The 19,415-nt window shown below is 73.8% G+C and carries 18 protein-coding genes; 9 read left to right on the top strand and 9 right to left on the bottom strand.

The window, feature by feature from the left end:
• Positions 1 to 10 precede the first annotated feature (10 nt).
• Positions 11 to 553: a GTP-binding protein gene (locus tag Val02_RS00960; RefSeq protein WP_373317845.1), complete on the top strand. Its 543-nt coding sequence runs from the start codon at positions 11 to 13 to the stop codon at positions 551 to 553.
• A 4-nt stretch (positions 554 to 557) separates the two neighbouring features.
• Here Val02_RS00960 and Val02_RS00955 read toward each other — a convergent pair whose 3' ends face one another.
• The 3 genes from Val02_RS00955 to Val02_RS00945 are packed head-to-tail and all read right to left on the bottom strand — an operon-like array spanning position 558 to position 3,123.
• The gene (locus tag Val02_RS00955) at positions 558 to 1,349 is read right to left on the bottom strand and encodes a class I SAM-dependent methyltransferase (RefSeq protein WP_239151242.1); all 792 of its coding nucleotides are present in this window, start codon (positions 1,347 to 1,349) and stop codon (positions 558 to 560) included.
• A gap of 9 nt (positions 1,350 to 1,358) precedes the next feature.
• Positions 1,359 to 2,255 carry an NADP-dependent oxidoreductase gene (locus tag Val02_RS00950; protein WP_203896904.1) on the bottom strand — a complete coding sequence of 299 codons (897 nt, stop codon included), beginning with the start codon at positions 2,253 to 2,255 and terminating at the stop codon, positions 1,359 to 1,361.
• Between the two features lie 46 nt (positions 2,256 to 2,301).
• Complete coding sequence (locus Val02_RS00945) at positions 2,302 to 3,123, bottom strand: SAM-dependent methyltransferase (RefSeq protein WP_239151230.1); 822 nt, start codon at positions 3,121 to 3,123, stop codon at positions 2,302 to 2,304.
• 102 nt (positions 3,124 to 3,225) lie between these two features.
• On the opposite strand from Val02_RS00945, the gene Val02_RS00940 reads away from it, so the two are divergent.
• Positions 3,226 to 3,690, top strand: coding sequence for a hypothetical protein (locus Val02_RS00940; RefSeq protein ID WP_203896902.1), 465 nt, complete (start codon positions 3,226 to 3,228; stop codon positions 3,688 to 3,690).
• On the opposite strand, the gene Val02_RS48090 is transcribed toward Val02_RS00940, so the two are convergent.
• Together Val02_RS48090 and Val02_RS00930 are read right to left on the bottom strand one after the other, a co-directional pair.
• On the bottom strand, positions 3,658 to 7,050 hold the full coding sequence (locus tag Val02_RS48090; RefSeq protein WP_203896901.1) for an AfsR/SARP family transcriptional regulator: 3,393 nt from the start codon (positions 7,048 to 7,050) through the stop codon (positions 3,658 to 3,660). The genes Val02_RS00940 and Val02_RS48090 overlap by 33 nt on opposite strands.
• Before the next feature lie 10 nt (positions 7,051 to 7,060).
• Positions 7,061 to 8,197, bottom strand: a complete 1,137-nt coding sequence (locus tag Val02_RS00930) for an FAD-dependent oxidoreductase (RefSeq protein ID WP_203896900.1) — start codon at positions 8,195 to 8,197, stop codon at positions 7,061 to 7,063.
• Between the two features lie 103 nt (positions 8,198 to 8,300).
• Here Val02_RS00930 and Val02_RS00925 point away from each other — a divergent pair, with 103 nt between their 5' ends.
• Positions 8,301 to 8,723 carry a PPOX class F420-dependent oxidoreductase gene (locus tag Val02_RS00925; protein WP_203896899.1) on the top strand — a complete coding sequence of 141 codons (423 nt, stop codon included), beginning with the start codon at positions 8,301 to 8,303 and terminating at the stop codon, positions 8,721 to 8,723.
• 4 nt (positions 8,724 to 8,727) lie between these two features.
• On the opposite strand, the gene Val02_RS00920 is transcribed toward Val02_RS00925, so the two are convergent.
• Positions 8,728 to 10,092, bottom strand: a complete 1,365-nt coding sequence (locus tag Val02_RS00920) for a TrpB-like pyridoxal phosphate-dependent enzyme (RefSeq protein ID WP_203896898.1) — start codon at positions 10,090 to 10,092, stop codon at positions 8,728 to 8,730.
• A 116-nt stretch (positions 10,093 to 10,208) separates the two neighbouring features.
• Here Val02_RS00920 and Val02_RS00915 point away from each other — a divergent pair, with 116 nt between their 5' ends.
• Positions 10,209 to 10,370, top strand: coding sequence for a hypothetical protein (locus tag Val02_RS00915; protein WP_203896897.1), 162 nt, complete (start codon positions 10,209 to 10,211; stop codon positions 10,368 to 10,370).
• On the opposite strand, the gene Val02_RS00910 is transcribed toward Val02_RS00915, so the two are convergent.
• Positions 10,367 to 11,233 carry an ADP-ribosylglycohydrolase family protein gene (locus Val02_RS00910; protein ID WP_239151220.1) on the bottom strand — a complete coding sequence of 289 codons (867 nt, stop codon included), beginning with the start codon at positions 11,231 to 11,233 and terminating at the stop codon, positions 10,367 to 10,369. The genes Val02_RS00915 and Val02_RS00910 overlap by 4 nt on opposite strands.
• A 77-nt stretch (positions 11,234 to 11,310) precedes the next feature.
• Between Val02_RS00910 and Val02_RS00905 the strand changes: the two genes are divergently transcribed.
• Positions 11,311 to 14,094, top strand: a complete 2,784-nt coding sequence (locus Val02_RS00905) for a methyl-accepting chemotaxis protein (RefSeq protein WP_239151210.1) — start codon at positions 11,311 to 11,313, stop codon at positions 14,092 to 14,094.
• Between the two features lie 174 nt (positions 14,095 to 14,268).
• A complete protein-coding gene (locus Val02_RS00900; protein WP_203896895.1) occupies positions 14,269 to 15,675 on the top strand; it encodes a chemotaxis protein CheW in 1,407 nt (468 codons plus the stop codon).
• Here the strand turns inward: Val02_RS00900 and Val02_RS00895 are convergent.
• On the bottom strand, positions 15,672 to 16,250 hold the full coding sequence (locus tag Val02_RS00895; protein ID WP_239151197.1) for a TetR/AcrR family transcriptional regulator: 579 nt from the start codon (positions 16,248 to 16,250) through the stop codon (positions 15,672 to 15,674). The genes Val02_RS00900 and Val02_RS00895 overlap by 4 nt on opposite strands.
• A gap of 106 nt (positions 16,251 to 16,356) precedes the next feature.
• On the opposite strand from Val02_RS00895, the gene Val02_RS00890 reads away from it, so the two are divergent.
• The 3 genes from Val02_RS00890 to Val02_RS00880 all read left to right on the top strand — a co-directional run bounded on the left by Val02_RS00890 (position 16,357) and on the right by Val02_RS00880 (position 18,424).
• A complete protein-coding gene (locus Val02_RS00890) occupies positions 16,357 to 16,878 on the top strand; it encodes a hypothetical protein (protein WP_203896894.1) in 522 nt (173 codons plus the stop codon).
• A gap of 102 nt (positions 16,879 to 16,980) precedes the next feature.
• Entirely contained in the window at positions 16,981 to 17,544 is a 564-nt protein-coding gene (locus tag Val02_RS00885; protein WP_203896893.1) for a DUF3558 family protein, read from the top strand.
• A 61-nt stretch (positions 17,545 to 17,605) separates the two neighbouring features.
• The gene (locus Val02_RS00880; protein WP_203896892.1) at positions 17,606 to 18,424 is read left to right on the top strand and encodes an SDR family NAD(P)-dependent oxidoreductase; all 819 of its coding nucleotides are present in this window, start codon (positions 17,606 to 17,608) and stop codon (positions 18,422 to 18,424) included.
• A 58-nt stretch (positions 18,425 to 18,482) separates the two neighbouring features.
• On the opposite strand, the gene Val02_RS00875 is transcribed toward Val02_RS00880, so the two are convergent.
• Positions 18,483 to 19,406, bottom strand: a complete 924-nt coding sequence (locus tag Val02_RS00875) for an N-acetylglucosamine kinase (RefSeq protein WP_203896891.1) — start codon at positions 19,404 to 19,406, stop codon at positions 18,483 to 18,485.
• Positions 19,407 to 19,415: the final 9 nt, after the last annotated feature.

Genomic DNA, 19,415 nt, shown 5'->3' with positions numbered 1-19,415 from the left:
TCCCGTCGCCGTGAAGATTGTGGTGAGCGGGGGCTTCGGGGTCGGCAAGACGACGTTCGTCGGCGCGATCTCCGAGATCGAACCGCTGGTGACCGAGGCCGCCATGACCCACCTGTCGGTGGGCGTCGACGACACCAGCGCCGTCGAGGGCAAGACCACGACCACCGTGGCCCTCGACTTCGGCCGCATCACGCTGGACGAGACCCTCCTGCTCTACCTGTTCGGAACGCCCGGGCAGGACCGGTTCGCGTTCCTGTGGGACGACCTCGTGGACGGTGCGCTCGGCGCGGTGGTGCTCATCGACACCCGGCGCGTGGAGGAGTGCTTCCCGGCCGTCGACTACTTCGAGGAGCACGGCATCCCGTTCCTGCTCGCCGTGAACGTCTTCGAGAACGCGCGGCGGTTCGCGCTGTCGGAGGTGCGCGAGGCGCTGTCGGTGTCGGACGACACGCCGGTGGTCGAGTGCGACGCCCGCGACCGCGAATCGGTGAAGGAGGTCCTGGTGTCGTTGATCGAACAGGTCCTGCTCGCCCGCCTCGCGGCGGTCCCCTGACGGTTCAGGCCGGCACCGTGCCGCGAACGGCCCACGCGCGGGCCGACAGCGCGATCGACCCGTCGTCGCCGAACGGCAGCCGCGCCCGCAGCGTCTCGCGCAGCGCCTCCCGCCGCGCGTCGGCGAGCGTGGCCACGTATCCCGGAGCGGGACCCGTCCCGCCGAGGAACGGCGTCCAGTAGTCGTCGAAGTCGGCGAACACCGTGGGCACGGAGATCCCGCGCGTCCGCACGTCCACGAGGCCCGCCGCCGCCCACAGCGACTCCAGCCGCGCGGGCGAGCACACCGTCGCGAAGCGCCGCCCCTCGTCGTGTTCCGCCGAGGCGGGGTCGACCGACGCGGCCGCGTCCCAGAAGTGGCGCATCAGTTCCATGCCGTCGCCGTAGTCCCACACGTACGCGGCGGCCGTCCCGCCGGGCGCCGTCACGCGGACGAACTCCGCGACCGCTTCGGCAGTCCGCGGAACGAAGTTCAGCATCAGCCCGCTGATCACCGTGTCGAAGGCGCCGCCCGGCAGCGGAAGCGCACGCGCGTCGCCGACCGCGAAGCGCAGCCGGGGGTCGTCGACCCGCGCACGCCCGTGCCCGACGAAGCCGGCCGACGGGTCGACGCCGAGCACGGAACCCGGCGCGGCGTGCGCCAGCACGGCACCGCTGAGCGCACCGGTGCCGCACCCGACGTCGAGCCACCGCAGCCCCGACGGCCGGCCCAGCCACGCCACGAACGACACCGCCACCCGGCGGCTCCACCGGCCCACGTACCGCTCGTAGGCGTCGCCGGCGGCCCAGATGTTCACCACCGCAGCCTAGGGCCGGAGCACCAGTTTGCCGCGGGTGTGTCCGGTCTCGGCCTGGGCGTGCGCCGCGGGCGCCTCGTCGAGCGCGAACACCCGCGCCACCTCGACCCGCAGCTTCCCCTCGACGGCGAGCCGGGCCAGTTCGGCCAGCCCGTCGACGCTCCGCTCGGCCTTGAACGAGGCGGTCACGCCCAGTTCCTCGGCGGCGGCGCCGTCGGCGATGGTGACGATGCGCTCCGTGCGGCCGCCGCGCAGCGCGATCGAATCCGGCAGCGCGCCCTTGCCCGCGGTGTCGAAGACCGCGTCGATTCCGTGCGGCGCGAGCGCGTGAACCCGTTCGACCAAATGGTCTCCGTAGGCGACCGGGACCACTCCGAGAGAACGCAGATAGTCGTGATTGGCCGGGGACGCCGTGCCGATGACGGTGGCCCCGCGGACGGCCGCGAGCTGGACGGCGACCCCGCCGACGGCGCCCGACGCGCCGTGCACGAGCAGCGTCTCACCCGCTTCGAGGCCGAGCAGGCCCAGCACGCGCTGCGCCGTCTCGCCGGCGTTGGGCAGCGCCACCGCCTCGTCCCAGCCGAGCCCGGCCGGCTTCGGCGCGACGACGGTGGCCAGCGCGTACTCCGCGTAGCCGCCGCTGTCGGCGAACCCGAACACCTCGTCCCCGACGGCGAGGCCGGTGACGCCGGCGCCGACCGCGTCGACCACTCCGGCGACCTCGAACCCCGGCGTCCTCGGCAGCGCCGCCCGGAACGCGCCGGCACGGACCTTGCAGTCGAACCGGTTGACCCCGGCCGCCCGCACCCGCAGCCGCACCTGCCCCGGCCCGGGCTCCGGGGTGTCCACATCCTCGACGCGCAGCACGTCCGGCGACCCGTACTCCCTGAAGACGACCGCCCGCATCGGGCCCACCTCCGCCAGTAGATGGACCCAGCTTTGCGCATCGCCGTCAGGCCTTGCGGGCGACCCCGCAGATCATCGTGTAGTAGCTGTCCTTCTGATCCGCCTGGGCCGTCCCGTCGGGCCGCCACTCCGCGAGCGGTACCAGCCCCGGCTCGACCAGCGCGAAGTCGCCGAAGTACGCCTCGATCTCGGTGCGTCGCCGCCACCGGCCGGTGCCCATCGTCTCGTTGAAGACCCGTTCGGCGTCGCGCACCTTGAGCGAGACGTCCGGGTGTTCCTCGGCGGGATCCCAGAAGTGGATCAGCGCGAGGTGGCTGCCGGACGGCAGCGCGGCGCGCAGGATCGCGGCGATCGCGGCCGGGTCCTCGGCGTCGTGCACGTGGTGCAGGATCGACAGCAACAGCAGCCCGACGGGTTCGTCGAAGTCGATCCGGTCGCGGACCTCCGGGTGTTCGAGGATCGATTCGGGGGAACGGATGTCGGCCTCGATCACCGTCGTGCTGCCGTTGTCGGCGAGCAGGGCGCGACCGTGCGCGATGACCATCGGGTCGTTGTCGACGTAGACGACCCGCGCGTCGGGGGTCACCTCGCGGGCGACCTGGTGCACGTTGGTGTCGGTGGGCAGACCCGAGCCGATGTCCAGGAACTGCCGGATGCCGGCCTCGGCGGCCAGGTACCGCACGGCCCGGCGCAGGAACGCACGGCACGCGCGGCCCGCTTCCCGCGCGTCCGGCACGATCTCCAGTGCGCGTTCGGCCGCCATCCGGTCGACCGCGAAATTGTCCTTGCCGCCGACGAAGTAGTCGTAGACCCGGGCGACACTGGGCCGGGTCGTATCGATGCCGCGCGGCGCCGCCTCGTCGTTCACGACGGCACCACCGCGCGCCCGGTCGTCGCCATGTGAGAACCTCCCCGTAGGGTCGGCGCCCGCCGACCTTTTCGAGCAGTTATACACGCCGATGGGTAACCGATGAAACGAATCGCGCGCACGGTCGGCTCGGAGCTGTTCTCCGCCGCGTGCGGGGGTGCCTGGATCGCCGCCCGCGAGTTCGACGCGAGGCCGTGGCGCCGGCGCGGCGTGCGGGCCGGGGTGGTCGCCGCCATCGCCGCGGCGGAGCTGCTGCGCCGCCACCGCGAGCCGCCCGCCGAGAAGACCCCGACGACGGTGCGCGGACTGGTCCTCGCGCCGGACACCGTGACGCTCGAGCCGACCCGCCACGGCCCGCGCGATCTGCCGTGGCGGCCGCTCGTCGCCGGAGCGGTCGTCGGCGCCGGGACCCTGTACGGCTGGCGGCAGCTGGAGAACCGCTGGATCGCCCGGCTGGCCGCCCGCGGGCACGCCCGCCCCGCGGTCGCCGTCGGTACCCGTGTCGCCCTGATCCAGCTGGCGGCCGTGGGCGCCCTACGCCTCGCCCGCCGACGCCGCGGCGACTAGCGCGTCCATCAGCACACCGATGCGGACCGCTCCCGTCCGCGCGCCGACCCCCTCCAGCAACGCCTCGCGGCTGCGCCGGTCGCCCAGGGCCGCGGCGAGGCGTTCGCCGCGCCCCTGCGGGAAGTGCCAGCCGACGTTGGTGCCGACGCGGGTGGCCAGCGCCCACAGTTCGCGGGCGGTGGCGGTGTCGCCCCGGAAGGCGGCCAGCTCGGCACCGCCCATCGCCCACGAACCGAGCAGGGGGCGGTCGTGGGCGTTCAGCACCTCGTCGCGGGAGTGCCGCAGCGCGTGCGCCGCCAGCGCGTCGGGGTCGGCCACCGCCTTGTCGGCCGACCGCACGTCAACGCCCGCACGCCGCAACCCATCGGCGGCGCGCGCGTCGGCGGCGATCCAGAGGTGGATGACGGCGGCGGCGACCCGGAACGCGGCTCGCCGCCGGCTCGGATCGGGCGGGCCGGCCGCCGCGACCACCCGCGCCACCTCGTCCGCGTGGGCCAGCGCCTCCTCGGGCCGCCCGCGGTGCCGGGCCAGCTGGGCGAGCGCTAGGTGCGCCTGGCACGCGTCGCTCTCGTCGAGCGGGTCGGCGCCGGCGATCCCCCGGAGCCGGCGTTCGGCCTCGACGTCGCCGACCAGCGCCGCCTGCGCGTCCAGCAGCACCCGCGTCGCCCGGGCGTCGCGCTCCGCGCCGAGGAGTTCCCGGTGCCGGGCGCTGCGGCGCAGCCACCCGTCGGTGCGCGGGTCGGCTCCGCCCGAGGCGCCGGCGGCCTGGGCGGCCATGCCCATCCCCCAGTGGTCCCCGACCGCCTCGAACCGGCGATAGGCCAGCTCGGCGTCGCCGCCCGGCTGCCGCGCCTCGGTCAGGACCGCCCGGATGAGATGACCCGTTCCCTGGAGGTACGGGTCGGGGCGGGCGATGAGACCGGCGGCGTCGCGCAGGCTCTCGGCCGGGTCCGCCCGTTCCAGCCCGGGCAGCACGGCCGCCAGCGCGGCGACCCGGGGCGACACCTCGTCGGGCCGCCCGCCGAACAGGCTCCGCAGCGCGCGGCGGACCAACGCGTGCAGCCGCGCCGAACCGGTGTCGCCCGCGTTGAATCCGATCAGCACGCACAGCCACGCGAGCCGGTCGGCGTGCGGCAGGGGACGGCCGCTCGCCGTGCCGCGCAGGATCGCCGAACGGCGCCGGGCGGCCGGATCGTCGAGGTGCAGCAGGCGACCCGCCCAGGTACCGGCCTCGCGGTGCCGGCCGCGCACCGTCCAGAGCGCGAACAGGGCGGCGGCGATGTCGACCGCGGCCGGTTCGTCGTCCTGATCGTGCGCCCGGCGCAGGGCGGCGACCAGGTTGTCGTGCTCGGCCGCGCACTCCCGCAGCGCCGCGAGCCGCGCGGGGCCGATCAGGTCGGCGCTCAGCGCCACCGCCCGGCGCACGGCCCAGCCGACCAGTCCCGCCGTCGCGGTGTCCCGGCCACCGGCCGCGTCGAGCCGGGCCGCGCCGTATTCGCGAACGGTCTCCAGCATCCGGTAGCGGGGTGTGCCGTCGCCCTCCTCCAGCCGCAGCAGGGAGTGTTCGACCAGGATCGCCAGGCCCCCGCGTGAGCCGCCGGACGTGGCGAGGGCGAGTTCCGCCGTGAACGGCGCCGGGATGACGGCCAGCCGTTCCAGCATGTCCCGCTCGCCGGGTGCCAGCAGTTCGCGGCTGTGGTCGACCATCGCCCACAGGCCGGCGTGCCGTTCGGGCAGCCCGCGCAGCGCGTCGTCGAGCAGCGCGAACCGGTCGTCGAGCCCGGCCAGCACGTCGTCGATCGGCATGTGGCGCAGCCGGGCGGCGGCAAGTTCGAGGGCGAGCGGCAGGTTGTCGAGGCGGCGGCAGAGGGTCAGCGCCCGTTCGCGGCGCCAGGCCGGCACCGCGCCGCCGGCCCGCGCGCGGCCCTCCAGCAGGGCGAGGGCCTCGTCGTCGGGCAGCGCCGGCAGCCGGTGCACCACCTCGCCGACCAGGCCCAGCGGCGCGCGGCTGGTGGCGAGCACCCCGAACTCGGGCGGCGCCACGGCCAGCAGGTCGTGCACCGCGCTCGCGGCCGCGTCGAGGAGGTGTTCGCAGTTGTCGAGCACCAGCAGGCCGTCGAGCCCGGGGCCGAGCGCCGGCGGGCGTTCCTCCGGATGTGCGCTCAGGACCGCGAGCACGGCGGGCAGCACCTCGTCCGGCGAACGCAGGCCGGCCAGCTCGACGACCCGCACCGGCCGGGAGGCGCGCACGGTGCGGGCGATCTCGGCGGCCAGCCGCGTCTTGCCCGCCCCGCCGGTCGCGACGACGGTCACCAGCGGCGCCTCCCGCAGGGCCTCGGCGACGGCGACGAGATCCCGCTCGCGGCCCACCAACGGGGTCGCGGCGCGCCGCCAGGAGGCGGGCAGGTCACCGGGCCGCCCGGCCGAAGCGGCCACCGGGTCACCGACCCGCCCGGGCGAAGCGGCCGCCGCAGCCGGGGCGGCGCCCACGGCACCAGCCGGCGAGCCGGCCGCCGCACCACCCGGCGAAGCCACCACCGCTCCAGCCGGCGAGACCGCCGCCGAAGCGACGGCCGCCGCACCAGCCATCGGCCCGGAAGCCGCCGCGCCAGCCACCGAACCACCCGCCGGCGAGGCCGCCGCCAGGCCGCCGCCAGGCGAGACGACCGCCCCGTCCGAGCGAGGGGCCAGTTCGCCGCGCAGCAGCGCGAGATGCGCCCCGGCGAGCACCGGCGACGGATCCGCCCCGTACCGGTCGGCGAGGTCGGCCCGCAGCCGTTCGACGAGATCCAACGCCTCGGCGTCGCGGCCCTGCGCCGCCAGCACCCGCACCAGCAGCGCGGCGGCCGGCTCGTCGGGCGGCACCCGCCCCACCAGCAGGCGCAGGTCGCCCTCGTCGAACGCCCCGCCGCCGGCCAGCGCCGCCTCCGCCCGCAGCGTCACCACGTCGCGGAAGAGCCGGGTGGGCGACAGGGGGTCGGGGCTCTCCGGGAAGAGCGCCCGCGCCTCGTCGGCACATTCGTGCGCCCGCACCGGGTCGCCGGAGGTCAACGCCCGGCGCCCGCGTTCGACCAGCGCGCGCACCACGACGGCGTCGGTCTCCACGCCGTCGGCCGGGATGCGGTAGCCGCCCGCCCCGGCGAGCACCGGAACGCCCAGCCGCCGCACCCGCGCCACCAGGGCCTGCACCGCGCCGGCGGCGTCCTCGGGCGGCGTGCCCCGCCAGACCGCCTCGACCAGGGCGCCGGTGGCGACGGTACGGCCGCGGGCGTCGAGGAGTTCGCGGATCACGGCGGCCAGTCGCTCGCCCCGCACCGGCCGGCCGTCCACGGCGAGGGGGCCGAACGTCGTGATCCGCACGGCTCCATCATCACCCGGCCCCGGTGAACACCTCGATCAGGTTCCCGGCCGCGTCGTCGCCGAGCAGCAGGTCGATGAAGGCGGCGCCGTCCTGCGCGGCGGCGGCGCTGCGCGGGAACATCGCCCGTTCGTAGGCGGTGAGCGCGGCCTCGACGTCGCCGGGGTGCGCGGCGATGGCGGTGCCGAGTTCCGCGCCGTCCTGCATGGCGAGGTTGGCGCCTTCGCCGTTCGGGGGTTGCAGGTGTGCGGCGTCGCCGAGCAGCGTCACCCCGGCCACCCGCTCCCACCGGTGCGCGATCGGCAGCGCGAAGTGTGGGCGCAGCACCGGGTCGGTGTCGCTGTCGGTGATCAACGCGGTCAGTTCGGGCGCCCAGCCGTCGAGTTCCCGCGCGATCCGGGCCCGCGCCGCGGCCGGGTCGGCGAAGTCGATGCCGGCGAAGCCGTCCAGTGGTCTCGACAGCCACAGGTAGGCGTGCAGGTTCCCGTCGCTCTCCCGGTGGGCGATGAGGATCTTCCCGCGCGTGCCCCGGTCGAACCCGAACAGCGACCCGCCCCCGACCGCCTTCGCCGTGGCCGGATGCCGGCTGTCGCCGTCGAACAGGAAGGTCTCGATCGACGCGCTGCCGCTGTATTCCGGCAGGACGTCGGTGAGCAGCGGCCGGACCCGCGACCAGGCGCCGTCCGCGCCGACGAGCAGGTCCGCGACCACGCTGTTCCCGCCGTCGAACGTCACCTCGTGCCGCCCGTCGCCGAGGGCGCGCACCGCGCTCACCCGGTGGCCCCACCGGACGGTGCCGGCCGGCAGCGAGTCGAGCAGCATCTGCCGCAGCGCGCCGCGCAGCACCTCCGGGCTGCCGCCGGAGCCGTCGTCGGGCCGGTCGAGCAGGACGGTGCCGTCCCGGTCCGCGATCCGGTACGACTCGCGCCCGGCAAGCACGATCCGGTGGAACTCCTCCGTCAGCCCCGCCGTCGCGAGCGCGGGCTGCCCGTTGTGGTGGTGAATGTCGATCATCCCGCCCTGGGTGCGCGCGGTCGGCGACGGGTCCGCCTCGTAGACCGTGGCCGGGATGCCGCGCACGTGCAGGACGCGGGCCAGGGTGAGGCCGCCGAGGCCGGCGCCGACGATCGCGATCGGTTCAGGTGTCATGCGTCGGAGCCTGCGCGGCCGCACCGACACGGGACCGACACGCCACCGACACGGCGGCCACGGGGCCGGAATACGGCGGCGGCGCGGGCGGGTTGCGACCGGCATGAGCCTCGATCTGCACGACCTGCTCGCCGGCGCCCGGCTCGGCATCCTCGCCACCATCAAGCGCGACGGCCGCCCGCAGCTGTCCCCCGTGATGCCGTACTACGACCGCGCGGCCGGGGTCGTCTACGTCTCGATGACCGAGGGGCGGGCGAAGACGGCCAACCTGCGCCGCGACCCGCGCGTGTCGTTGGAGGTGACCCGCGCGGACGGGCGGGCGTGGGTGACGGCCGAGGGCACGGCGACGCTGACCGGGCCCGGCACCGATCCGGCCGGGCCCGAGGTCGAGGCGCTGGTGAACTACTACCGCGCCGCCGCCGGCGAGCACCCCGACTGGACGGAGTACCGCGAGGTCATGGTCGCCGACCGGCGGGTGCTGATGGCGATGACGGTGGAACGGGTCTACGGCGAGCAGATCGGCTGACCGATCACACCACCGGCAGCCCGGCCGCCGCCGCCTTCAGGTCCTCCGGGGACAGTTCGCGGTCGGTCATCGTGCCGGCGAGGTAGCTGCCGTAGGCGGCCATGTCGAGGTGACCGTGACCGCACAGCGCCGTCAGGATGACCTTCGGCTCGCCGGTCTCCTTGCAGCGCAACGCCTCCTCGACGCACGCGGCGAGGGCATGCGTCGGCTCCGGCGCCGGCACGATGCCCTCGGTGCGGGCGAACCGCACCCCGGCGGCGAAGCACTCCGACTGCGACTTGGCGACCGCCTCGATGAGGCCCAGTTCGTAGACGTGGGAGATGAGGGGCGACATGCCGTGGTAGCGCAGGCCGCCCGCGTGGATCGGGTCCGGCACGAAGTCGTGCCCGAGCGTGTGCATCTTCATCAGCGGCGTCATGCCGGCGGTGTCGCCGAAGTCGTAGGCGTACACCCCCTTGGTCAGGGTCGGGCAGGCGGCCGGTTCGACGGCGCGGATCACCGGGTCCATCCGGCCGGCGAGCTTCTCGCGCAGGAACGGGAACGCCAGGCCGGCGAAGTTCGAGCCGCCGCCGGTGCAGCCGACGATGACGTCCGGCGTGTCACCGACCTTGGCCAGCTGGAGCAGCGCCTCCTCGCCGATGACCGTCTGGTGCAGCAGCACATGGTTCAGCACCGAACCGAGCGCGTACTTGGTGTCCTCGTGCTGAGCGGCGATCTCGACCGCCTCGCTGATGGCGATGCCCAGTGAGCCCGGCGAGTGCGGATCGGCCGCCAGGACGGCCCGGCCGGCGGCGGTCAGCTCCGACGGCGACGGGTGGATCACCCCGCCGAACGTCTCGATCATCAGCTTGCGGTACGGCTTCTGGTCGTAGCTGGCCCGCACCTGCCACACCTCGCAGGTCAGGTCGAACTGCGCACACGCGAACGCGAGCGCCGTCCCCCACTGCCCGGCGCCGGTCTCGGTGGTGAGCCGGCGCACCCCGGCGGCCGCGTTGTAGTAGGCCTGCGCCACGGCGGTGTTCGGCTTGTGCGAACCGGCCGGCGAGACGCCCTCGTACTTGTAGTAGATGCGGGCCGGCGTGCCGAGTGCGCGTTCGAGGCGGTGCGCGCGGAACAGCGGCGACGGGCGCCACAGCCGGTACACGTCGAGCACCTCGTCGGGGATGTCGACGTAGCGCTCGGTCGTCACCTCCTGCTCGATCAGCGCCATCGGGAACAGCGGCGCGAGATCCGCCGGCCCGACGGGCTGCAGCGTGCCGGGGTGCAGCACCGGCGGTGGCGGCGAGGGCAGGTCCGCGGCGACGTTGTACCAGCGTCGCGGGATCTCGGACTCGTCCAGTGTGATCTTGGTAATCCGCTCGCCACTCATGCCGGCCAGCAAACCACAGGCCCGTGCGCTCGGCCGCCCTACCGCGGAACGATCACCCGCGGGCGGCGTGGAACGCGACGGAACGCCTTCCCGGGCAAAGCCCCCGGGAGGTACCCGTGCGACGCATCGTCACGTCGGCCCTGATGAGCGCGGCTCTCGCGGTCGCCGCCGTCACCGTCCCGGCCACCCCGGCCGGCGCGCGCGACGGCGGCGGCGTCATCAGCTGTCCGCCGCCCGACACCCTGCAGGCGGGCGGGGGCAGCGGCCCGAAGTGTTAGGGAGCGATCGGGAGGGGTTCGCGGGAGGAGAGCCACGCGGCGGGGATCCCGGCGCGGCCCGTGTACGCCGCCACGACACCACCGGCGATCGCGGCGGTCGTGTCGACGTCTCCCCCGGCCGCCACGCAGGCCCGGATCGCCGCCGGATAGTCGTCGATCCGGGTCGCGGCCACCCACAGCGCGAACGGCACCGTGTCCTGGGCCAGCACCCGGGAGCCGTTGCCCAGCTCGTACGCGGCCTCGGCCACATCGGTGCCGAGCAGGCGCAGCGCCCGTTCCATCGAATCCTTCACCTGGCTGTCGACCAGGTAGTCGATGACCGACTCGAGGAAGGTGAACGGCTCCGGCCGGTGTCCGACGAGCCGCGACCAGCCGGCCTCGGCCGCCGCGACCGCGACCGCGGCGGCGCCGAGGATCCCCTCCGGGTGGGCGTGGGTGATCTCGGCCGACCGCATCGCCTCCAGCGCCGCGCGCTTGCTGTCGCCGGCGTAGTAGGCACCGAGCGGTGCGACCCGCATGGCGGCGCCGTTTCCCATCGAGCCCTTTCCGCCGAACGCCGCCGGGGCCAGCTCCCGCCAGTCCCCACCCTCCCGGATCGCGCGCAGCAGGACGACGGCCCCGCCGCCGTAGCCGCGGTACGGCTCGAACCTGCGGGCGAACGCGACGGCGAGCCGGTCCTGGTCGATCTCACGATGGTGCAGCAGCTCTTCGACGATCGAGACGGCCATCTCGGTGTCGTCCGTCCAGGGACACTGGTCGGGCAGCGGATCGAGGGAGGCACCGGGAACGAAGTGGTGTGCGCCGAGCGCGTCGCCGACGGAGAGGCCGTCCAGGCTGTCGAGGCAAAGGGTCAGATCTGTCATGTCGCCCGCCATTGTGCACCGTCGAACGGGTCGTCCGTTTCGCTCAGGTCGTCGGCCGTTCTGCCGACACGGCAGGCGTGATCGACGGCACCGCCTCGGAGGCCATTCACACCGCCGCCCTGAACCTCCTGGTGCAGGAGCGTCTGGTGATGGTGCTCAGTGCCAAGAACGGCACAATCTCGGCCATCAATCCGCGGGTCACGGAGACGACCAACCGCCCGGAGAACGAGATCGTCGGCCAGCGGCTCGAGGAACTGTGGCGGCTCCCGTCCCAGGTGGTGGACAACCTGATCGGGCAGGCCGCCAAGGGCGAGTACGTCGAGCAGGTCCAGCCGATGATCGACGGCAACGGCAAGCAGCGCTGGCTGCGGTTCAACTGCGGGCCGGTGCCGGGGGCGGGGCGGGTCGTCGAGCAGGTGCTGCTCACGGCGTACGACATCACGGCCGACCGGCGTCAGGTGGCGGAACTGCGCGGCAAGGTCGCGGCGGTGGACCGGGGGCAGGCGGTCATCGAGTTCGACCTGAACGGCGTGATCATCACCGCGAACGAGAACTTCCTGCAGCTCACCGGCTACTCGCTGGGCGACATCGTCGGTCAGCACCACCGGATGTTCATGGACGAGGCGCAGGCGGACAGCCCGGAGTACACGCGCTTCTGGGAACGCCTGGCGCAGGGGGAGTACGAGAGCGGCGAGTACAAGCGGTACGGCCGGGGCGGGCGGGAGGTGTGGCTGCGCGCCACCTACAACCCGATCCTGGATCTCGAGGGCCGGCCGGTGAAGGTGGTGAAGTACGCGCTCGACGTGACCTCCACCCGTCAGCGCAACGCCGAGTACGAGAGCAAGGTCAACGCGGTCGACCGGGCGCAGGCGGTGGTGGAGTTCGGGCTCGACGGCACGATCCTGAGCGCCAACAAGAACTTCCTGGAGCTCTTCGGCTACCAGTTCGACGAGGTGCGTGGCAAGCACCACCGGATGTTCGTCGGCGAGGAGGAGGCGCGCGGCAACGCGTACCGGGCGTTCTGGCAGCGGCTGGCGCGCGGCGAGTACGAGGCCGGCGAGTACAAGCGGATCGGCCGGGACGGCAAGGAGCTGTGGCTGCACGCCACGTACAACCCGATCCTGGACGTCAACGGGCGGCCGTTCAAGGTGGTCAAGTACGCCACCGACGTGACCCAGGCGCGGCTGCGCGCCGTCGAGGACCAGGGCAAGGTGAAGGCGATCGACCGGTCGCAGGCCGTCATCGAGTTCGACCTGAACGGCATGATCCTCGAGGCCAACCGCAACTTCCTCGATCTCATGGGCTACAACAACGCCGACGAGATCCGCGGGCGGCACCACCGGATGTTCGTGGATCCGGCGCACGCGGGCTCGGAGGAGTACCGCGCCTTCTGGGAACGGCTGGGCCGCGGCGAGTTCGAGACCGGCGAGTACATGCGGGTCGGCCGGGGCGGGCGGGAGGTGTGGCTGCAGGCCACCTACAACCCGATCTTCGACCTGGAGGGGAAGCCGTTCAAGGTGGTCAAGTACGCCACCGACGTGACCCAGGCGCGGCTGCGCAACGCGGAGTTCCAGGGCAAGGTGAACGCCATCGGGCGCTCGCAGGCGGTGGTGGAGTTCGACCTGAAGGGGCACGTGCTCGACGCGAACCGCAACTTCCTCGACCTGATGGGCTACACGATCGAGGAGGTGCGCGGCCGGCACCACCGGATGTTCGTCGAGGAGGAGCAGGCCCAGAGCGACGAGTACCACCTGTTCTGGGAACGGCTCTCGCGCGGCGAGTTCGAGAGCGCCGAGTACAAGCGGGTCGGCAAGGAGGGCCGCGAGGTCTGGATCCAGGCGAGCTACAACCCGATCTTCGACCTGGACGGCCGGCCGATCAAGGTGGTGAAGTACGCGCTCGACGTGACCCGCAGCAAGCAGCGCAACGCGGAGTTCGAGGGCAAGGTGAACGCCATCGACCGCTCGCAGGCGGTGGTCGAGTTCGACCTCGAGGGCAATGTGCTGACCGCCAACGAGAACTTCCTGCGCACGATGGGCTACTCGCTGCGGGAGATCGTCGGGCAGCACCACAGCATGTTCTGCACACCGGACTACGTGACGTCGGCGGAGTACCGGGACTTCTGGCTGCGGCTGGGGCGCGGCGAGTTCATCAGCGGGCAGTTCCAGCGGGTCGGCAAGTACGGGCGGGAGGTGCACCTGTCCGCCACCTACAACCCCACGTTCGACCTGCGCGGCGAACCGGTGAAGGTGGTCAAGTACGCCACCGAGGTGACCGACCAGGTGGCGTTGCAGCGGCGGCTGGCCGCCAAGACGACCGAGATGAACGACACCGTCACCGCGCTGACCATGTCGATCGACGACATCGTGGTGAGCGCCCAGCAGGCCAGCGGCCTGGCCACGCAGACCCAGCAGAACGCCGAACGCGGCTTCGAGGAGCTGCGCAAGTCCATCGAGGCGATCGACCTGATCGAACGTTCGGCCGACCAGATCGCCTCGATCGTGCAGGTCATCGGGGAGATCGCCGGCCAGACGAACCTGCTGGCGTTCAACGCCTCGATCGAGGCGGCCCGGGCCGGGGAGCACGGCATCGGCTTCTCCGTCGTCGCGGGCGAGGTGCGCAAGCTGGCCGAACGCTCCTCCGACGCGGCGCGCGAGATCAGCAAACTGATCACCGAGTCGGGTTCCCGGGTCAACCAGGGCTCGCAGGTGTCGCGCCGGGCGCAGGAGGCGTTCGGCGAGATCCTGAACAGCGTCGGGCGCACCGGCGAGTCGATCGAACGCATCGCCGCGCGGACCCAGGACCAGCAGGCCGTCTCCCGGACGGTGCGCATCCTGATCTCCGACCTGATCGGCCCCTGAGCCGGCCCATGAGCGGACGCTTGCGGAAGCGAATCATCAAGCACTGCGCATTCGAGCCTCATGGCGCCGGGGAGCGAAGCGAGTCGGCGCCATGAGCGGACGCTTGCGGAAGCGAATCATCAAGCACTGCGCATACGAGCCTCGTGGCGCCGGGGAGCGAAGCGAGTCGGCGCCATGAGCGGATACGGCGTCTTCGCCGTCGCGGACGTCTGTGTGGCGCTGCCCCTGGCGGAACTGCGCGAGGTGATCCCGGCGCCGTCCGGCTACGCGCCGCTGCTGGCCGAGTCGCCCGGGCTCGTCGGCGCGGTCAACCTGCGCAACCAGTTGATCCCGGTGCTCGACCTGGAACGCGCGCTCGGCCGCACGAGTCCCCGCCCGCTGGACGTGGTGGTGATCGTCTCGCACGAGGAGCACCTGTTCGGCGTGCTGGCCAGCGGGGTGCGCGACGTGGTCGAGATCGAGGAGGCGCGCACGTTCGACGTCGAGATCGGCGCGGCGGGGCTGGCGCTGTTCGCGCGCAGCTTCGAGTACGGCGACGACGTCGTGTGCGTGCTGGACACCGCGGCGGTGCGGGCGTTGCCGGGGTTGCCGGTGGTGCGCGCCGCGCCGATGGCGACGGTCGAGCACGCGGGGGCGGCCGGCGACCGTTCGATGATGATGCTGCTGCGCTGCGAACGCCTCGCCATGTGCATCGAGGTGGCCCACGTGCACTCGGTGATCCCGGAACTGATCCTGAAGTCCTCGCCGCTGGACGGGGACGTGGTGCGCGGCGTGGTGGTGGTCGACGACCACGAGGTGCCGGTGGCGGACCCGCTGATGTTTCTGGGGCTGGGCGCGTTGCCGGCGGACGCGAGCCGCGGCGTGGCCCTGCGCTGCGAACGCGGCGTGGTGGTGCTGGCCGTGTCGGACGTGGTGAGCATCGTGCCGGTGGACCGGTCGCAGCGGCTGCCGCTGCCACCGGGGATCACGCCGTCGTCGGAGATCGTGACGGGGGTGATCCCGTGGGAGGAGGGCGGCCCGTATCTCTTCATCGACGGGGCGGCGGCCTGCGCGGACCCGGATCTCGGCGGGCTGGCCGCGCTCGGCATCCCGATCGGTACGCCGTCGGCCCCGCCGGCGCCGGCCGCGGGTTCCGCCACGGACGACCTGACCGGGCGGGTGGTCGAGCCGAGCGACCGGAAGTTCCTGACCTACCGGGCGGGGGTGGAGGTGGCCACGCCGCTGGAGCAGATCGAGGAGATCGTCGCGTACCCGGAGGCGCTGGTGCCGATCGAGGGGGGCCGGGCGGGTGTGCTCGGCGTCTTCGTGCACCGCGGCGCGGCCGTTCCGCTGACCTGCCTGTCGACGCTGTTCGGGCTGCGGCCGGTGGCGGACCGGGCGTCCGGGCGGGTCCTGCTGGTCGGTGGCATCGGGTTCCTCGTCCCGCAGTTGCATGCCATCGAGAACGCCGTGTGGGAGGAGAAACCCCGCACCGCGCCGCCCGGCGGCACGCCGCTGTACGAGAGCGCACTGGTCGAGGTCGGCGCCGCCGGCGAACGGCGGATGCTGCCGCACATCGACCTGCGACGGATCTTCGCCTAGGCGTGTGCCCGCAGGAGCCCCTCGACCCCGTGCAGGAACGTCTCCGTGACGAGCGGCGGGTCGAGCAGGCAGCCGGCCGCCATCGCGCCGTCGCGCAGCATCACGTAGTGGCGGGCGGCGGGGTCGGCCGGCGCCACGCCGAGGCGTTCCAACTGGGCGGTGACGGTCTCCAGGAACCACTGCCGGTGGCCGAGGACGGCCCGGTGCACGGCGTGGGCCGGATCCGGGTACTCGGCCACGGCGTTGAGGAACGCGCAGCCGCGGAAGCCCGGTGACCGGATGCCGTCGGCGATCGAGCGGCTGATGGCCCGGATCGTCTCGGCCGGCGGCAGCCCGTCGGCGACGACGGCGTCGACCTGGTCGCGGATGGCCCGGTCGGCCGCCGTCAGGTAGGCGAGGATCAGGTCGTCCTTGCCCGGGAAGTGCCGGTACAGGGTCGCCCGGGTCACCTGCGCCTCGGCGATGATCCGGTCGATGCCCACGGAGTGGATGCCCTCGGCGTAGAAGATCCGGCTCGCGGTGCCGAGCAGGCGGGTGCGCGCCTCGGAGGGGCGTCCGGGTTCGCCTCGACTCATGACGGCCATCATACGAGATAGAACGTTCGGTCTTGACACGCAGGGCCGAAGCGGGCATCTTCACTCCGGTAGACAGAACGTTCTACCTCGTTCGGAGGGAACCATCATGACCACTGCACTGCGCCGGCTCTACCTCGTGCGCTTCGGCTTCGCCGTCGCCTGGGCCGCCCTGCTCTTCGCGACCGGCGCGGAACTCGGCGCGGCGGCCGTGGTCCTGCTCGTGCTGTACCCCGCGTTCGACGTGGCGGCGGCCGTCGTGGACGCCCGTTCCAGCCGGGTCGGGGGATCCCCGCGCCTCCTCTACGCGAACATCGCGATCAGCACGCTCGCCGCGATCGGGCTCGCCGTCGCGGCCGCCTCCGGCGTTCCCGCCGTGCTGCGGGTGTGGGGCGTCTGGGCGATCGTGGCCGGGCTGGTCCAGCTGTTCGTGGCGATCGGCCGGCGGGCGATGGGCGGCCAGTGGCCGATGATCCTCAGCGGCGGCATCTCCACGCTCGCCGGAACGTCGTTCATCCTGATGGCCGCCGGTGCCGATCCGAAGCCGAACGCCGTCGCCGGGTACGCGGTCGTCGGTGGGATCTTCTTCCTCGTGTCGGCGCTGCGCCTGCGCCGCACAGCCGTGGCGTGATCCCCCGGATTCGTGCCGTCACCGTGCTGACCTGGGAGTTCGTCGGTCGGCGGGCCGCATGCTCAAGCGGTCGAACCCGATCAGGCCTCTGGAGCACACACCATGAACATCCGTTCCCCGTTCCGTCGCGGCCTGGTCCTGGCCGCCCTCACCGCCGCCGGTCTCGTCGCCCTCTCCGGCTGCGACATCCCGATCCCGGACACGGGCGGCACCGCCGACCCCACGCCGTCCGCGACGACCTCCGCCGCCCCCACGCCCAGTGGGAACGCGGCCAAACCGAGCACGTCGGCGAAGGCGGCCGGCTTACCGGACGTCTGCGCGCTGCTGACCAAGGCGGAGGTGAGCGCGCTCGCCGGCGGCAAGCAGGTCACCCAGGTCGACCCGGACGGCGCGGCCCCGGACGCCGGCACCCGGCACTGCCAGTGGCAGCTGGCCGGCGCCCGGCTCGCGATCTTCCTGTCGCCGACGACGCCGTCGGAGTTCAAGCAGGCGCACCAGGGGCACACGGCGGTGCCGAACCTCGGTGACGAGGCGGTTCTCTTCTCCGGGCACCTGTACGTGCGCAAGGGGCGGATCGTCGCGGACGTCTACGCGACGAGCGGCGACGAGGCCGCCGGTGAGCGCTTCGCGAAGGCCGCCGCGCAGAAGATCCTCCCGAAGATCTGAGTCCTCCCCCTGGTGGGCGCCGTCGCGCGCGACGGCGCCCACCAGGGCATTATGGGTTCCCATGGACGCCACCGTGCTGATCACCGGAGCCACGTCGGGACTGGGTCGCTGGCTCGCCGTCGAGCTGTCGAACGCCGGCTGGACCGTCCTGGTCCACGGGCGCGACCCGGAGCGCACCCGCGCACTCGCGGCGGAGCTGGACGCGCGGGCGTTCGTGGCGGACCTCGGTGCGCTGGACGAGGTGCGCGGGCTGGCCGAACGGGTGGCCGACGCGACGCCCCGGCTCGACGTGCTGGTGAACAACGCCGGGGTCGGGTTCGGGCCGCCCGGCGGTGCGCGCGAGACGAGCCGCGACGGCCACGAACTGCGCCTCGCGATCGACTACCTGGCCCCGGTGGTGCTGACCAGGGCCCTGCTCCCCCTGCTGCGCGCCTCGACACCCGCCCGCATCGTGAACGTCGGCTCGGTCGGCCAGGCCCCGGTGGACCTCGACGACCTGGAGTTCACCCGGGGATACGACGGCGTCGTCGCGTACCGGCGGGCGAAGCTGGCCCTCGCGGCGTGGACGTTCGACCTCGCGGCGGAGCTCTCCGGCACCGGCGTGACGGCCAACGTGCTGCACCCCGCCAGCCTCATGCCGACAAACATGGTCCGCGAGGCGCGGCGCGGCGTGGTGTCCACAGTGGACGAGGGCGGCCGGGCGACGCTGCGCCTCATCACGGATCCGCAGCTGCGCACCACGAGCGGGGTGTACTTCGACGGCGCTCGGCCGGCCCGGGCGCACGCGGACGCGTACGACGCCGGGTTCCGCGCACGGCTGGCCGAGGCGACCGAGCGCCTCCTGGCCGAAGGGCCGCCCGCGCACCGCGGCAGCGCCTGAACCCCCGACGCGGGCAGCGCGCACGACCGCCGCAGTGCCCGGCCGCCGCGAGCGGTGGTCAGGGCAGGAGCGTCGCGTGCAGGTGGGCCGCGGCGTCGGTGCCGAGCAGCGGCCGCGCCGCCAGCCACGCGGCGGCCAGCGCGGGATCACCGGCGACGCGCGGTCGCACGTCGCGTCCGTCGAGGCGGGCGCACACCGCCGCGCGCACCGGGGTCTCCCGGGTCAGCAGGCTGCCCGCCAGCACCACCGGCCCGTCGACCGGCCCCAACGCGTCGAGCGTGGCGACCAGCCGGCCGGCCGCGTCGTCGACGATCCGCGCGGCGGCCGGTTCCCCGCCCCGCGCGAGGGCGCAGACCAGCGGCGCCAGCCCGGCCAGCGGCGGCGGTCCCGATCCAGCGGCGGAGACCGTCGCCCAGCGCACGAGTTCGTCCACTGTGGACGCTCCGGCGTGGGCGTGCACCCGGGCCCCGAGCGCGGACCCCGGATCGCGCACCGCCGCCCGCACCGCCCGCCGCCCGATCCAGAACCCGGACCCCTCGTCGCCGAGCAGCCAGCCCCACCCGTCGACCGTGCGCCCCACCGTCCACTGTGGAACGTGGGCCGCGATCGCGCCCGTTCCCGCGATGAGAACGGCGCCCGAGTCGCACGCCGAGCCCGCGGCGAACGCGGTGACCACGTCGCCCACCGGCGGCACGGGTACGGCGAGCCCGACGGCCGCGAACGCGGCACCGAACGCCGCGGACACCGTGGGATCCGCGAACACGCTCGTGCCCGCCACCCCGAGGACGGCACCGGCGACGCCGGCCGGTTCGTGGCCCGCGAGGGCCGCCCGCGCGGCACGCCCGACCTCGTGAGCGGCGTCCGGGGACGCCACGGGATTGCCCGGGCCGCCGCTCCCGCGCCCCACGACCTCCCCGTCGGGCACCCGTACCAGCACCGCCCGCGAACCGGTCCCGCCGGCATCGATCCCCAGCACCAGCATGGTGAGGAT

The sequence above is a fragment of the Virgisporangium aliadipatigenens genome (genome assembly GCF_016863615.1).
In the GTDB taxonomy this organism is placed as follows: Bacteria; Actinomycetota; Actinomycetes; order Mycobacteriales; family Micromonosporaceae; genus Virgisporangium; species Virgisporangium aliadipatigenens.
The sequence above is the reverse complement of the archived record's forward strand: the minus strand, read 5'-3'. Positions and strand labels throughout refer to the sequence as shown.